Origin of the sequence: Ornithinimicrobium panacihumi (assembly GCF_052073805.1) — a bacterium.
Taxonomy (GTDB): domain Bacteria; phylum Actinomycetota; class Actinomycetes; order Actinomycetales; family Dermatophilaceae; genus Ornithinicoccus; species Ornithinicoccus panacihumi.
The window spans coordinates 352,968-367,772 of sequence record NZ_JBQGWG010000001.1; the positions used below are offsets into that span (position 1 = coordinate 352,968).

Sequence of the window (14,805 nt, forward strand, 5' to 3'; positions counted from 1 at the left end):
GGGGCCGGTTGGCCGCCTGTGGACGAGCTCGTCACCGACGCGCTCGGGTGAGCCAGGCTGGAGGGTATGCGGTGGCAGCCTCTCGCAGACCTCCTCGCCCTGGTGGAGCTCGGGGCACCCTCCTCGTGCGCAGGGTGCGGCGAGCCTGCCCTGCGCTGGTGCCCCCGGTGCGCATCCGTGCTGGCGGCGACGGCAGCTCGGCCCTGGTCCCCGACCCCCCGACCTGCGGGCATGCCGCCGGTGTGGGTGGGGCCGCCCTACGCGGACCAGACGCGTAGCGCGGTGGTGGCCTGGAAGGACGGCGGGCGCGCTGACCTCACCCCGGTGCTGGCGGGATACCTCCGCCCGGTGCTCGCGACCGCGCTGACGGACTCACCGGAGCACCTGGCCGCGGCCCGCGCGCCCGGGGGCTGTCCCCTGGTGCCGGCGCCGTCGAGCCGCGCCGGCACCAGGGCCAGGGGAGAGCACCGTGTCGCCGCGCTCGCCCGGGCCGCGGCGAGCGGGTCGCGCCCCAGTCTGCCCGTGGTCGACGCGCTGCGGCTCGGCCGCCCGGTCGCCGACCAGGCCGGGCTGGACGCCACCGGCCGCGCCGCCAACCTGGCCGGCGCGATCCGTGTGCGAGCCACGAAAGTCGCTGCGCTGCAAGGGCGTCCGTGCATCGTCGTGGACGACGTCGTGACCACCGGTGCCACGCTGGCCGAGTGCGCCCGGGCCCTGCGCGATGCCGGCTCCGGGCCGGTCATCGCCGTCACGCTCGCCGCCACGCAGCGCCGGCAGAGGGCCGGGAGGCCTGCCGCCGCAGGGGCTGAGGGAGCCTCGACGGAGGGCCGACGCACCGATCCGGACCAGCCCTATCCACGACGCGGAGGGGACGACTAGGGTGTCTCCATGGAGACCTCTTTCGACCGTGGAAGGGGGTGATGCGCGATTCACGAAGGGCGACGAGACCGTCGCCACCCGCCACACCCTGCTTCTCTTCATGGAGGACTCAATGGAACTGATCGTGACCGGTCGCAAGAAGGACGTCCCTGAGCGATTTCGCCGGCACCTCGAGGACAAGCTCAGCAAGATCCCGCAGTTGGCGCCACGTGTGCGCCGCACCGAGGTCGTGCTGACCTCCGAGGCCAACCCGCGTCAGGCCAAGGAGGCAGAGCGGTGCGAGATCACCTGCTACGTCTCCCGCACCGTGGTGCGGGCCGAGGCCGCCGCCGACGACGACTACGCCGCGCTCGACCTGGCCATGACCAAGCTCACCGAACGCCTCCGCCGCATCGGCGACAAGCGTCGGATCAGCCACACCGGCAAGCACCGCAAGCCCTCCGTCGCCGAGGCCACCTTCGGCCTGCCCACCGACCCGATCGGTGCACCGGCGCAGGAGCCCGAGCTCTCGGCACGCAGTCCCCAGGACGCGGTCGACGAGGACCTCGACACCCAGGGCAACAGCCCCATCGAGGTGCGGGTCAAGGTCCACCCCTCCAGCCCGATGACCGTGGGCCAGGCGCTGTCGCGCATGGAGCTCGTCGGTCACGACTTCTTCCTCTTCCACGACGTCGACACCGACCAGCCCAGCGTGGTCTACCGCCGTCGCGGATGGTCCTACGGCGTGCTGCGCCTCGACATGGACGGGCAGGCCCCCGAGGACGAGGCCGACAACGGCGCCGCCGAGGCCGTCGCCTCCTAGCGCCGGTCCGAGCGACCCGCGGGCCGGGGTTCTTTGCCACACTGGGCGGATGAACCCCGGCCCCGCGGCGTCCAGGCCCACACTCTCCCTGGCCCAGGCGCGGCGGATCGCGCTGGCCGCCCAAGGCTTCGGCCGGCCTCGACCGCCGCACACCGACGGCCCGGCCCGCCCGGTCGGCACCCGCCAGCTCGGTCGCGTCGTCGAGAAGGTCAGGGTGATCCAGATCGACAGCGTCAACGTGCTGACGCGCAGCCACTACCTGCCGTTCTTCTCCCGCCTGGGCCCCTACGACACCACGCTGCTCGACCGGATGCGCGACGGCTCCGGCCCACGCTCCGGCCGAGGCCGCAGCCTGGTCGAGTACTGGGCGCACGAGGCCTCGCTCATCCCCCAGCAGACCTGGCCCTACCTGGGCTTCCGGATGGACAACGCACGGATCCAGTCCTGGAGCCGGGACCTGGCGGCGGAGCACCCGCACCTGGTCGAGGCCGTCCGTGAGGTGGTGGCCGCCCAAGGACCGCTCACGACCCGCCAGGTCGAGGCGCACCTGCCGCCTGCGCCCGCCCAGGACCGCAAGCACTGGGGGTGGAACTGGTCGGCGGTCAAGCAGTGCCTGGAGCATCTCTTCTGGGCGGGGCAGGTTACCTCGGCCGGTCGCAACGCCCAGTTCGAGCGTCGGTATGCAGTGCCCGCCCAGGTCCTGCCCCCGGAGGTCGTCGCCCGCGCTCCTGGGCAGGCCGGAGCGCCCGGCGAGCTGGAGTCGATCACCGAGCTGCTCCGCCAGAGCCTGCGGGCCCACGGGATCGGCACCCGCAGGTGCCTGGTCGACTACTTCCGGATCGGCTCCCCGCTGGTCGACGAGGCCCTGGCTGCGCTCGTGGCCGCCGGCGAGGCGGAAGTGGTGAGGGTCCCGAGGTGGAGCGAGACCGCATACCTCGATCCGCAGGCCCGCCATCCCCGAGCGGTGCGCGGAGCCGCCCTGCTCAGTCCCTTCGACTCCTTGATCTGGCAGCGGGACCGCACCGAGGCGTTGTTCGGGATGCGCTACCGGCTGGAGATCTACGTGCCCGCCCCCAAGCGGGTGCACGGCTACTACGTGCTGCCCTTCCTGCTCGACGAGGAGCTGGTCGGCCGGGTCGACCTCAAGGCGGACCGGGCCCGTGGCGCGCTGCTGGTGCAGTCGCTGCACTGGGAGGACGGGGTCGACCTGGGCAGGGCCCGACCCGCGCTGGAGGACGAGCTGGCCGCGATGGCCGACTGGCTGGGGCAGTCCAGGGTCGACTTTGCCAAACCGTGACCTACGGTTCACCGAAAATCGGTCGAATCGTCTGACGCGGGGCCGGAGCCGGTCGTAGGGTCGCAGAGTCCCTGAATGTCCCTGCGTGAAGAGAAAGACCTCTCCCATGACCCGACCCTCGCCCGAGCGAGCAGGGGTGGCGGCAGCCGGAGCGATGGCGCTCCTGGGCAGCCTGCTGACCCCCACGGTGGCACTGGCCGCCGACGACGACCCCACCACCCTCGACGACCTGATCATCAGCGAGTACGTCGAGGGTTCTTCCAACAACAAGGCCGTCGAGCTCTACAACGGCACCGACACCGCCATCGACCTGAGCTCCTACCGTCTCCAGCAGTACACCAATGGCGCGGCCACGGCGGGTGCCACCTTCACGCTCTCCGGCACTCTGGAGCCGGGCGGCACCTTCGTCTTCGCGCACTCGGGCGCCGACCCGGCGATCCTCGCCGTGGCCGACCAGACCTCGGGTGCTGGTCTCTTCAACGGGGACGACGCCCTTGTGCTGCGCAACGGCGATGCCGTGGTCGACTCCATCGGCCAGGTCGGTTTCGATCCCGGCACGGAGTGGGGGACCGGCCTGGTGTCCACGGCCGACAACACCCTGCGCCGCAAGGCCGACGTCTGCAACGGCGACACGGTGCCGGACGACGCCTACGACCCGGCCCCCGAGTGGGACGGCTTCGAGGTCAACACCTTCGACGGTCTGGGCGCGCACACCACCACCTGCGGCGGCGACGGCGGGGGCGGCACCGAGCCGGCGGGCGTCGTCATCAACGAGTTCTCCGCGAGCACGACCGGCACCGACGTCGAGTTCCTGGAGATCTTCGGCGCGGCGAACACCGACTACTCGCACCTGACGATCCTCGAGGTCGAGGGCGACTCCACCTCTGCCGCCTTGGGCTCGGTCGCCTCGAGCACCCCCACGGGGACCACCGACGCCGACGGGCGCTGGCACGTCGACCTGGCCTCCAACACCCTGCAGAACGGCACCCTGACCCTTCTGCTCGTGGAGGGCTATACCGACCAGACCGTGCTGGACGCGGACAAGGACGGCGTGCTCGACGAGGGCGCCGGCCTGACCGTCCTCGACTCGGTCGCGGTCAACGACGGTGGGACGAGCGATCTGACCTACTCCGAGACCGTCCTCGGCGTCTCCTACGACGGGCTGCCCTACGCGCCCGGCGGCGGCTCCCGCATCCCGGACGGCACCGACACCGACACCGCCGCCGACTGGGTGCGCAACGACTTCGACCTGGCCGGCATCCCCGGTTTCGAGGGCACCCTGGTCGAGGGCGAGGCGCTCAACACCCCCGGCGCCGCCAACGCCACCAGCTCGGGTGGCGGCGACCCCGTCGACCCCGACCCGGTCTGCGAGCCCGTCCTCATCGGGACCGTCCAGGGCAGCGGCGACGTCAGCCCGATCAACGGGCAGACGGTGTGCATCGAGGGCATCGTCGTCGGTGACTTCCAGCACGCCGGCTCCTACCAGGGCTACTACGTCCAGGACGCCGGTGACGGCGATCCCGCGACCTCCGACGGCATCTTCGTCTACGCCCCGAACGGTCTCGACGTGTCCGAGGGCGACACGGTGCGCGTCACCGGCACGGTCGCCGAGTACTACGGCCTGACGCAGATCTCGCTGACCGGCCTGGAGGTCGTCTCCACCGGCGGCGAGCTCCCGGCCCCGGTGGAGCTGACCCTGCCGGTCGACCACGAGGCCTACGAGGGCATGCTCGTCAGCTTCGTCGAGGACCTGGCGATCCTTGAGTACTACAACTACGCCCGCTACGGCCAGGTCGTCCTGGGCTACGGCGACGGCACCTTCCGGCAGTACCAGCCGACCGCCGTCTACGAGCCCGGCTCGCCCGATGCCGAGGCGCTCGCCGTCTGGAACGCGGAGCACCGGATCACCCTGGACGACGGCCTCGGCGGGCAGAACCCGTCCTTCCTGCGCCACCCCGACGGTGAGGCCTTCAGCCTGACCAACCTCTTCCGGGGCGGCGACACGGTGAGCAACGTGACCGGCGTCCTGGACTACCGCTTCTCCACCTGGGCGGTTCAGCCCACCGAGGCCGCGGACTACGAGCAGACCAACCCGCGCCCGGCCGTGCCCGAGGTCGGCGGCACCACCACGGTCGGGTCGTTCAACGTGCTCAACTACTTCACGACCCTGACCTCCGAGGACGGCAACGCGCGCGGCGCGGACACCCCGGAGGAGTTCGAGCGCCAGCAGGCCAAGATCGTCGCCGCGATCAACGAGATGGACACCGACATCGTCGGGCTCATCGAGATCGAGAACAACGACGACGTCGCCGTGGCCAACCTGGTGGAGGCGCTCAACGCCGCAGCCGGCGAGGACCGCTGGGCCTTCGTGCCCACCGGTGCCATCGGCAGCGACGCCATCACCACCGCGCTGATCTACCAGCCGGCAGAGGTCTCGCCGGTCGGTGATTTCGCGCTCCTGGACTCCAGCGTCGACCCGCGCTACCTGGACGACTTCAACCGGCCGGCGCTGGCCCAGACCTTCCAGGACGTGGAGAACGAGGGTCTGGTGACCGTCGTGGTCAACCACCTCAAGTCCAAGGGCTCGAGCTGTGACGCCGTCGGCGACCCGACCGACCCGGACGGGCAAGGCAACTGCAACGGCGTGCGCACCGACGCCGCGGACGCCCTGGGCGACTGGGCCAACAGCGACCCCACCGGCACCGGCACCGACAACGTGCTGATCATCGGCGACCTGAACTCCTACGACAAGGAGGACCCGATCGCCGCGCTCGTGGCCGACGGCTACGCGGACCTGCTCGCGCAGCTCCAGGGTGAGTACGCCTACTCCTACGTCTTCGACGGGATGCTGGGCTACCTGGACTACGCGATGGCCAGCTCCGCGCTCCAGCCGTTGGTGACCGGCGCGGACGCCTGGCTGATCAACGCCGACGAGCCGACCGTCCTGGACTACGACATGACCCACAAGCCGGACGCCCAGGACGCGATCTACGCCCCGGACCCCTACCGGTCCAGCGACCACGACCCGGTGCTGGTCGGGCTCACCCTGGCCCCGGAGCCGCCGGAGGACACCACGGCTCCCGAGCTGGAGGTCATCGTCGACCCGACCCACGTCTGGCCGCCCAACAACAAGTGGGTCACGGTCGACACGGTCGTCCACGCCACCGACGACTCGGGCGAGACCCCGACCGTCACGGTGACGTCCGTGGAGACCAACGGCAAGGGCGACATCATCCAGGAGTCCGCCTCCTCCTTCCGCGTGCTCGCGGTCAAGGGCGCGGTCTACACGATCACCTACGAGGCGACCGACGCCGCGGGCAACACCACCACCGAGTCCGTGACCGTCACGGTCGGCAAGCCGGCCAAGGGTGACAAGCCCGGCAAGCCCGGCAAGGGCGGCCGCTGAGGTGAGCTGAACCGCATACCGTCATGAGCCGGTGTGAGCACCGGTGAGACAGCCTGGACGGGCGCGTCCTCCGCACGGAGGGCGCGCCCGTCCGCGTCGGTCACGCCTGGCGTGCCGGATCCGGCGGCGGGCCGGTTAGCCTAGGCGGGTGGCAAACCTCTTCGAGAAGATCCTCCGCACCGGCGAGAAGTCTGCGCTGCGTCGACTGGAGACCATCGCCAAGCAGGTCAACGCCCTCGAGGACGACTTCGAGGGCCTGACCGACGCCGAGCTGCGCGAGGAGACCGACAAGTTCCGCGCTCGCCTGGCCGACGGGCAGACCCTGGACCAGCTCCTGCCCGAGGCTTTCGCGGCCGTGCGGGAGGCGTCCAAGCGCACCATCGGCAAGCGCCACTTCGACGTGCAGCTCATGGGTGGGGCCGCGCTGCACCAGGGCAACGTCGCCGAGATGCGCACCGGTGAGGGCAAGACGCTGGTCGCCACGCTGCCGTCCTATCTCAACGCGCTGGAGGGCAAGGGCGTCCACGTCATCACGACCAACGACTACCTGGCGCAGTACCAGTCCGAGCTGATGGGCCGCGTCCACCGCGCCCTGGGCATCGAGACCGGCTGCATCATGTCCTCGATGACGCCCGCCCAGCGCCGCGAGCAGTACGCCATGGACATCACCTACGGCACCAACAACGAGTTCGGCTTCGACTACCTGCGCGACAACATGGCCTGGGCGATGAAGGACCTGGTGCAGCGCGGGCACAACTTCGCGATCGTCGACGAGGTCGACTCGATCCTCATCGACGAGGCCCGCACGCCGCTGATCATCTCCGGCCCGGCCGACCAGGCGACCAAGTGGTACACCGAGTTCAGCAAGCTGGTGCGCCACCTCCAGCGTGGCGAGGCCGGCGACCGGCTGCGCGGCATCGAGGCCAAGGGCGACTACGAGGTCGACGAGAAGAAGAAGACCGTCGGTGTGCTGGAGAGCGGCATCGAGAAGATTGAGGACTTCCTGGGCATCGACAACCTCTACGAGTCGGCCAACACCCCGTTGATCGGCTATCTGAACAACGCCATCAAGGCCAAGGAGCTGTTCACCCGCGACAAGGACTATGTCGTCATGGACGGCCAGGTCATGATCGTCGACGAGCACACCGGCCGCATCCTGCCGGGCCGCCGCTACAACGAGGGCATGCACCAGGCGATCGAGGCCAAGGAGGGTGTGGAGATCAAGAACGAGAACCAGACCCTGGCGACCGTCACCCTCCAGAACTACTTCCGCATGTACGACAAGCTCGCCGGCATGACGGGCACCGCCCAGACCGAGGCGGCCGAGCTGCACCAGATCTACAAGGTGGGCGTGCTCACCATCCCCACCAACCGGCCGATGGTCCGCGCCGACCAGCCCGACCTCGTCTACCGGACCGAGGAGGCGAAGTTCAACGCGGTCGTCGACGACATCGCCGGGCGCCACCGCAGCGGCCAGCCCGTCCTCGTCGGCACCACGAGCGTGGCCAAGTCGGAGTACCTCTCCGAGGCGCTGCGCCGCAAGGGCGTCAAGCACGAGGTACTCAACGCCAAGCACCACGAGCGCGAGGCCGCGATCGTGGCCGAGGCCGGGCGCAAGGGCGCCGTGACCGTGGCCACCAACATGGCCGGTCGAGGCACCGACATCATGCTCGGCGGCAACCCGGAGTTCCGCGCCGTGGCGGCGCTGAAGGCCCAGGGCCTGGACCCGGTGGAGACGCCGGAGGAATACGAAGCCGCCTGGGAGCGCACCCTGTCCCAGGCCGAGGCCTCGGTGCAGGCCGAGCACGAGGAGGTCACCGAGCTCGGTGGGCTCTACGTGCTGGGCACCGAGCGGCACGAGTCGCGCCGCATCGACAACCAGCTGCGCGGTCGTGCCGGGCGTCAGGGCGACCCGGGGGAGAGCCGCTTCTACCTGTCCCTGCAGGACGACCTGATGCGGATGTTCAACGCCGCGATGGTGGATCGCGTCATGGCCACCACGGGCATGGCCGACGACGTGCCGATCGAGTCCAAGATGGTCTCCCGGTCGATCGCCAGCGCCCAGTCGCAGGTCGAGGCGCAGCACTTCGAGACCCGTAAGAACGTCCTCAAGTACGACGACGTCCTCAACCGTCAGCGCGAGGTGATCTACGCCGAGCGTCGGCGGGTCCTGGAGGGCGCGGACCTCGAGGGGCAGATCCGAGACTTCATCAACGACGTCGTCGGCGACTACGTCACCGCCACCGGCGGGTCGGGGCTGACCGACGGGCTCGACCTGGAGCAGCTCTGGGAGGAGCTGGGCCAGATCTACCCGATGGGCGTCACCGTCGACGAGGTCGTCGCGCGCGCCGGCGGCCGGGCGGCCGTCACCACCGACCTGCTGGTCGAGGAGCTGACCTCCGACGCCCACCACGCCTACGACCAGCGCGAGGACGCGGTCGGGCACGAGCTCATGCGGGACGTCGAGCGTCGCATCGTGCTGCAGGTCCTGGACCGCAAGTGGCGCGAGCACCTCTACGAGATGGACTACCTCAAGGAGGGCATCGGCCTGCGCGCGATGGCCCAGCGTGAGCCGCTCGTGGAGTACCAGCGTGAGGGCTACCAGCTCTTCCAGGCCGTCATGGAGGCGATCAAGGAGGAGGCGGTCCGCTTCCTCTTCCACGCCGAGGTGAAGCCTGCCGAGCCCGCGCCTGAGGCTCCCAAGGAGCAACTCACCTTCGTGGCTCCCAGCGAGAGCGGGGAGGTCGAGGCCCGTCGGGTGCGCGACGATGGCAGCGCCCCGGAGGAGCAGGCTGCCCCGGCGAGCTCCGGCGGTGGCAACCGGGCCCAGCGTCGCAAGGCCCGCCGCAACGGCTGATCCGCCAGGGAGCACCGGCTCGGCCGGGTTCGGCGGCGCTCGGCCGAGGCCCCGTCCTGGATCGGCTGATGATCAGCCGAGCTCCCAGGCGGTGATGAGCCACCGTCCGTCGACGCCGGACATGCGCAGCGCCAGGGCCCGCACACGCCCGTGGATGCTCACCGCGGCCGAGACCTCGCAGACCCCGTCGGCAGGCTGGCACGTGAGCAGTGCCCGGATGTGCGGCGGCCGGACGGGTCGCCTGCCACGGCGCCGGGCTAGCCGACCGCGGCGCTGGGCGCGCTCGCGGATCTCCGGCGTCAGCCATCGCACGAGCTGGTCGGCGGACCGGGTGCCGTCGTAGGCCTCCAGGACGGCCATGATCATCCGCCGGGCCCACATCTCGGCGTCGGGCAGGTCCTTGGTCGAGGTGGCCTGGGGACCGAAGAGGGTGTCGTCCGTGTCGCTGCGGAAGTCGACCGCGAGGCTGCCCTGCACGTAGTGAGGGGATCCCGCCGTGGCCTTCCCGGTGGGAACCGCGCGCACCCGGGAGCCTCGTGGGACGGATCCCCAGTCGGCCCCGACCGGACCGGGCTCCGCGCTCGGTGCCGGCAGCACCCGCAGGACCGAAGGGGCACTCACCGGACCGCTCCCGTCGGGATGGTGAGGAGCTGGCCGGGGAGGATGTGGTCCGGGTCGGGTCCGATGAGATCACGGTTCGCCGAGTACCAGCGGGGCCAGGCCTCCGCGATGTCCTCGTCGGTGGCCTCGGGGCCGAGGTGGCTCGCGGCGATGTCCCACAGGGTGTCCCCGGCCCGGACGGTCACGCCGTCCGTCCCGAGGGTGCCGGGGCGGTCGGCCGGGCGGGAGCTGACCAGCCCGACGTCGCCACCGGGGAGCCTGTGGGGGGATGGCTCCGGAGGAGGGGTCGGTGTCCAGCCCGGCTCGGGAACGTCACCGGCCCGGGCCCCGGCGACGTCGCCGTCCCCACCCGGGAGCTCGACCGCCAGCATCGCACCGAAGCCGTCGCGCGGTGATGTGTCGCCGGTGGGGGAGGCGGGCATGGCGGCCACGACGGTCGTCGCGGGAGCTGCATGGGCCGGCGCGGCTGCCCCCACTGCTGCGGCGGCGAGCAGCCAGGCCGCGACCCGCGAGCGCAGCGGGCTGTCCGAGCGCGGTGCGCCGCCGACCTCGGCCGCCGCCCCGACGAGCACCGTCACGAGCCACCAAGCCACTCCTGTGGACGCAGCGAGCGCCAGGAAGCCCATGCCCTCCGACACCTCCTGGACGCCCCACCCCGGCCACGACCGCCACGTCGTCACGCTCAGTGCTGCCGCCACAAGGCCGACCGCGGCGGCCGCTCCCCAACCCAACGCCCGGGCCCGTGGCTCCAGGTGTCGCGTGACCCCGGCCAGGTCCCGTGCGCTCCCGCCCCGGTGACGATTCGTCCCGCTCAGGTGCCTCATCGTTCTGCCCCTCCTCCATCCCGTATAGGTCTGAATCGGAAAACACGAAATAGGTTCATTTGCGTTCGTTTGCATCACTCTATGGCTGTTCTCGGTCATGTGGCAAGGGGCTGTGGATGGGCGGGGCCGTCGGGGCTGAGGTGCTGGCACCATGGGGCGAGGGAGGTGACCTATGAGGTGGGAGCGGCTCTTCGCCGACCTGGAGGCACAGCTGGCCGTGCTCGACCGGGCCGAGCTGGCGGCAGAGGTGGCCGAGCAGACCCGGGCCGAGCGTGGGCAGGTCCGGCTCGACGACCGGCTGCTGGCCGCGCTGGGGCGACCGCTCCGGCTGCGGACGCGGGGACTCGGGTGGCTCGAGGTGGTGCTCGTGGACATCGGTGCCGACTGGCTCCTGGTCGAGCCGGCCGCATCCATCCCGGCGCGTGGGGGTCAGCTCCTGATCTCCAGGGCCGCCGTGAGCGGCGTCCAGGGGCTGCCGGTGCGGGCGGACGCCGACGAGAGCGGCGCCAGCCGGAGGTTCGGTCTCAGACATGCCTTGCGTGGCATCAGCCGGGACCGCGCGGTGGTCCGCGTCCACGACATCGACGGCGACCACGCCACCGGGACGATCGACCGCGTGCTGGCCGACCACCTGGACCTCATGCGGCACGCGGACGAGGCGGCGCGGCGCTCCGGCGAGGTTCGCGGCGTGCAGACGGTGCCGTTCGAGGCGCTGGCCGCGGTGCGGCGACTGTAGCCGGTGCGGTACCTGTAGGTCGGTGCGGCACCTGAGCCCGGGGTGGCGTCGGGCACGGGCGGCGCCCCTGCCGCGCCTCGGGAAGACCTAGAGCTGGTCGACGCCGCTGCGGAGAGACTCCTCGGTCTGGGTGTACATCCGCTGGATGAAGGCCTCCAGCTCGGTGTTCTCGACCCGCCAGACGCCACGCCCGCCGATCTTGACGCCCTTCAGGTCGCCTGAGCGCACGAGCGCCTTGACCTGGGAGAGGGAGACATTGAGGACCTCGGCGACGTCGGTGAGGGTCAGGAAGCGGGGCCCTGGCACGAAGGTCTCCTTTCGCGGAGCGCCCGATGGGTGCTCCTGTCGTGGAACACCGTGGTGGGTGGTCCGCCGTCCGAACTTGACCATGATTTTACGAAATCTAGGCCCACTCTTGACCGGCCTGTGGACAAGATGGGAGCGCCTGCCCGCCGGCTCGCTAGCGTGGCGGGCAGGACGAGCGACCCGCAGCGGCCCGCAGGGGAACGTCGAGGGCACTCAGGAGTCCGGGCACGGGGCCCGAAAGACCTGCGATCGAGGACGAGGGGAAGTGTTGGCATGCCGACGAGCAGCGACGGGGCGGTGGACGGCGAGCGCACCAGGCAGGCGAGACGGCTGCGGCGTCCGGGCTGGAAGGACCTGCGGCTCCTGGTCGGTCTCCTTCTCGTCCTCGGCTCCGTCGCGGGTGGCATCCGCCTCGTCGCGGCTCTCGACGACACCACCCCGGTGTATGCGGCTGCCCGCAACCTGGTCCCGGGGCAGCCGGTCTCCGCCACGGACCTGGTCCCGGTCAAGGTGCGGATGGAGGACAACCTGGCCCGCTACGTGGACGGCTCGCAGCCGCTCGCCGAGGGCACGCACCTGCTCAGCGCGGTGCGTGCGGGGGAGCTGGTCCCGGCCGCCTCGTTGGGCACCGCCCGGGAGGCGCTGGACAAGACGGTGAGCGTGCCCGTGGATCCGGTGGCGGCCTCTGCCCTGGTCGCCGGGGCTGTCGTCGACGTCTGGGTGAGCAGGAAGGATCCCGAGGCGGTGGGTGAGGCCTTCACCGACCCCGAGCTGCTGCTGGCCGGGGCGCTCGTGGACCAGGTGCCCGACCAGTCCAAGGGCCTCGGCATGGGGCTCGGCCGCACCGCGGTGCACGTGGTGGTGCCGGCCGAGCAGGTCGGTCAGCTCATCGGCGCCGTCGACCAGGGCGCCCGCATCACCCTGGTCCCGGCTCCCCGCCCCGTGGCAGGTCCCGGCCGGTGAGCCAGCCCCTGGTCACGGCGGTCGCGCCGCGGTGGGAGGTCGACCTCGCCTCCACGCTGGCCAGGTCGCGAGAGTCCCACCTGGCCCGGCGCTGCGCGGACGTCCCCGAGCTGCTCGGTGTGGCCGCGGCAGGGCTGGCCCGGATCGCGGTCGTGTCCAGCGACCTCCGGGCGCTCGACCGCTCGGTCGTGGACCAGCTCGCCGCCCACGACGTCGAGGTGCTGGGAGTGCACCCGCCCCAGGACGAGGCTGCGGCCCGGACGTTGCGACGGTGGGGCGTCCGCGTCGTGCTGCCGACCGACAGCACGGCCGACGTGCTCGACGCGGGGATCCACCAGCTCCTCGCGCGGGAGGCCGGGACGGGTCGGCCCGCGGGGGAACTGGCGGATGAGATCGTGGACGAGAGCTCGGCCGGGAACGCCGACGGGAGCGAGGTCACCAGCGAGCGCGGCGGCCCGGGCCCGGGCTCCGGGGAGGGCTTCCAGGGAGGCTCGCGCTCCCGAGCCCCGCAGGTCGACGTGGCGGAACCAGGCGCCGACCCGTCCGAGCGTTCCCCTGGCGCGCGGTCCGACCAGCCGCCCGGTGAACCCTTCGACGGGGCGGAGACGGACGTCTTCAGCACGGGTGAGGAGCATGGTCGTGGCGAGGTGATCGCGGTGTGGGGCCCCGTGGGCAGCCCGGGGCGCACGACCGTGGCGGTCAACCTGGCGGCCGAGCTGGCCGCAGACCCGACCCGGCCGGTGCTGCTCGTCGACGCCGACACCTACGGCGCCAGCGTCGCCCAGGTGCTCGGTGTGCTCGACGAGGTCCCGGGAGTGGCGGCGGCCGCCCGTGCCGCCGACCAGGGCGGGCTGGACCGCGCGGCGTTGGCCGAGCTGGCGCCCGAGATCAGGCCCGGGCTGCGGGTGCTGACCGGCCTGCCCCGCTCCGAACGCTGGCCCGAGCTGCGCGACGTCGCCCTGGCCGACGTGCTCGAGTGCTGCCGACAGCTGGCCGCCTGGACCGTCGTGGACATGGCCTCGCCGCTGGAGCAGGACGAGGAGCTCTCCTTCGACACCGTGGCCCCGAGGCGCAACGGCGCGGCGCTCACCGCGCTGGAGGCCGCCGACAAGGTCGTGGTGGTCGGCACCGGCGACCCCGTCGGCCTGCAACGGCTCGTGCGTGGGCTGGACCAGGTCGGCCCGCACAGCGTCGCGGAGCGCACGGTCGTCGTCACGCGCGTGCGGCCCGGCCCGGTCGGCCGCGAGCCCGACCGTCGGATCCGGGAGGCCCTCGAGCGCTATGCCGGCGTCCGCAGCGCCCATCTCGTCCCCGAGGACCAGGACGCGCTGGACGCCGCGCTGCTGCAGGGCTCGACGCTCCAGGAGGTCCGGCCCCGCAGCGCCGCCCGGTTGGCGCTGGTCGACCTGGCCGCCCAGGTGTCCGGACGGCCCCGGGAGGGGCATGCCCGGGACCGGCGGGTGAGGGCGCGCGGGGTCGGTCGGCGCGGGTAGCGTGCGTCTGCGACGATGGGGGACGGCGGTCCCGCCCCGATGACGAGGAGGAGCACAGCGATGTCGACAGTTCGGTGCTACGTGCCGTTGAGCCCGGCCCAGGTCGAGGTCCTGCGCAGCCAGCGCCACCTCGACGGGCCCCTGACGGCGCACGCGGTCACCCCGGCGCTCCAGAAGGCCAACCCCGGAGGAGATGTCGACCAGTGGGAGTTCGCCGCGCTCCAGGAGGCTGCGGCCGGTCTCGTCTCCGCCGGGCGGCCGGTCATCGTGGCCGCCGTCGACCTGGTCACCGACAAGGTCGACCAGGAGCCTGGCGCCGGCCCGACCGAGGGAGACCCCGCGAAGGGGCTCGTGCGGCTCAGCGACCTCGACCTGCCCCGGGTCGCGGCCTTCCACCTCGGTGACGACGTCGTCACCGGCGAGGGCGGAGCCACGACCGGCACCGACGGCGAGCTGGAGCTGTCGTGGTACGACACCACCGAGATCGCTCACGTCGCCGAGCTGGGCGCCGCCCTGGACGGCGGCGACTAGCCCGCCGGTCCGGCCCTCACCGGTGCCCGCACGTCGGGCCCTCCGGCAGGACCGACCGGACCAGCGACCCATACCCGAGAATCATCAGAC

12 protein-coding genes are annotated in these 14,805 nt (G+C 71.8%); 9 read left to right on the forward strand and 3 right to left on the reverse strand.

What is annotated here, in order from left to right; genetic code table 11:
* The first annotated feature begins 66 nt into the window (after positions 1-66).
* From ACTMMA_RS01695 to secA, 5 genes are all read left to right on the forward strand, one after another.
* Positions 67-879, forward strand: a complete 813-nt coding sequence (locus tag ACTMMA_RS01695; protein WP_441188358.1) for a ComF family protein — start codon at positions 67-69, stop codon at positions 877-879.
* Positions 880-991: 112 nt separating this feature from the next.
* Positions 992-1,681 carry a ribosome hibernation-promoting factor, HPF/YfiA family gene (gene hpf / locus ACTMMA_RS01700; RefSeq protein ID WP_441188359.1) on the forward strand — a complete coding sequence of 230 codons (690 nt, stop codon included), beginning with the start codon at positions 992-994 and terminating at the stop codon, positions 1,679-1,681.
* 49 nt (positions 1,682-1,730) lie between these two features.
* Positions 1,731-2,978, forward strand: coding sequence for a winged helix-turn-helix domain-containing protein (locus ACTMMA_RS01705; RefSeq protein WP_441188360.1), 1,248 nt, complete (start codon positions 1,731-1,733; stop codon positions 2,976-2,978).
* A gap of 106 nt (positions 2,979-3,084) precedes the next feature.
* Positions 3,085-6,384, forward strand: coding sequence for an ExeM/NucH family extracellular endonuclease (locus tag ACTMMA_RS01710; protein WP_441188361.1), 3,300 nt, complete (start codon positions 3,085-3,087; stop codon positions 6,382-6,384).
* Between the two features lie 148 nt (positions 6,385-6,532).
* A complete protein-coding gene (gene secA / locus ACTMMA_RS01715) occupies positions 6,533-9,241 on the forward strand; it encodes a preprotein translocase subunit SecA (protein ID WP_441188362.1) in 2,709 nt (902 codons plus the stop codon).
* A gap of 72 nt (positions 9,242-9,313) precedes the next feature.
* On the opposite strand, the gene ACTMMA_RS01720 is transcribed toward secA, so the two are convergent.
* Positions 9,314-9,718: an Rv3235 family protein gene (locus tag ACTMMA_RS01720; RefSeq protein ID WP_441188363.1), complete on the reverse strand. Its 405-nt coding sequence runs from the start codon at positions 9,716-9,718 to the stop codon at positions 9,314-9,316.
* Positions 9,719-9,858: 140 nt separating this feature from the next.
* Positions 9,859-10,686 (reverse strand): LysM peptidoglycan-binding domain-containing protein, encoded by an 828-nt coding sequence (locus ACTMMA_RS01725; protein WP_441188364.1) that lies wholly within the window; start codon positions 10,684-10,686, stop codon positions 9,859-9,861.
* A gap of 172 nt (positions 10,687-10,858) precedes the next feature.
* Between ACTMMA_RS01725 and ACTMMA_RS01730 the strand changes: the two genes are divergently transcribed.
* Positions 10,859-11,422: a hypothetical protein gene (locus tag ACTMMA_RS01730; protein WP_441188365.1), complete on the forward strand. Its 564-nt coding sequence runs from the start codon at positions 10,859-10,861 to the stop codon at positions 11,420-11,422.
* A gap of 87 nt (positions 11,423-11,509) precedes the next feature.
* Here ACTMMA_RS01730 and ACTMMA_RS01735 read toward each other — a convergent pair whose 3' ends face one another.
* Complete coding sequence (locus ACTMMA_RS01735) at positions 11,510-11,728, reverse strand: helix-turn-helix domain-containing protein (protein ID WP_441188366.1); 219 nt, start codon at positions 11,726-11,728, stop codon at positions 11,510-11,512.
* 273 nt (positions 11,729-12,001) lie between these two features.
* Between ACTMMA_RS01735 and ACTMMA_RS01740 the strand changes: the two genes are divergently transcribed.
* From ACTMMA_RS01740 to ACTMMA_RS01750, 3 genes are read left to right on the forward strand one after another with little or no spacing between them, the layout of a single operon-like run.
* Positions 12,002-12,691 carry a CpaB family protein gene (locus tag ACTMMA_RS01740; RefSeq protein WP_441188367.1) on the forward strand — a complete coding sequence of 230 codons (690 nt, stop codon included), beginning with the start codon at positions 12,002-12,004 and terminating at the stop codon, positions 12,689-12,691.
* Positions 12,688-14,184, forward strand: coding sequence for a CpaE/TadZ family protein (locus ACTMMA_RS01745; RefSeq protein ID WP_441188368.1), 1,497 nt, complete (start codon positions 12,688-12,690; stop codon positions 14,182-14,184). The genes ACTMMA_RS01740 and ACTMMA_RS01745 overlap by 4 nt, the downstream gene beginning before the upstream one ends.
* 60 nt (positions 14,185-14,244) lie before the next feature.
* The gene (locus tag ACTMMA_RS01750) at positions 14,245-14,715 is read left to right on the forward strand and encodes a DUF6912 family protein (protein WP_441188369.1); all 471 of its coding nucleotides are present in this window, start codon (positions 14,245-14,247) and stop codon (positions 14,713-14,715) included.
* The last annotated feature ends 90 nt before the right edge of the window (positions 14,716-14,805 follow it).

Bases quoted from the DNA above. Each gene is read 5' to 3' on its own strand.
- ACTMMA_RS01695 (WP_441188358.1), top strand. From the start codon at position 67: ATGCGGTGGCAGCCTCTCGCAGACCTCCTCGCCCTGGTGGAGCTCGGG.
- hpf (WP_441188359.1), top strand. From the start codon at position 992: ATGGAACTGATCGTGACCGGTCGCAAGAAGGACGTCCCTGAGCGATTT.
- ACTMMA_RS01705 (WP_441188360.1), top strand. From the start codon at position 1,731: ATGAACCCCGGCCCCGCGGCGTCCAGGCCCACACTCTCCCTGGCCCAG.
- ACTMMA_RS01710 (WP_441188361.1), top strand. From the start codon at position 3,085: ATGACCCGACCCTCGCCCGAGCGAGCAGGGGTGGCGGCAGCCGGAGCG.
- ACTMMA_RS01725 (WP_441188364.1), bottom strand. From the start codon at position 10,686: ATGAGGCACCTGAGCGGGACGAATCGTCACCGGGGCGGGAGCGCACGG.
- ACTMMA_RS01730 (WP_441188365.1), top strand. From the start codon at position 10,859: ATGAGGTGGGAGCGGCTCTTCGCCGACCTGGAGGCACAGCTGGCCGTG.
- ACTMMA_RS01740 (WP_441188367.1), top strand. From the start codon at position 12,002: ATGCCGACGAGCAGCGACGGGGCGGTGGACGGCGAGCGCACCAGGCAG.
- ACTMMA_RS01750 (WP_441188369.1), top strand. From the start codon at position 14,245: ATGTCGACAGTTCGGTGCTACGTGCCGTTGAGCCCGGCCCAGGTCGAG.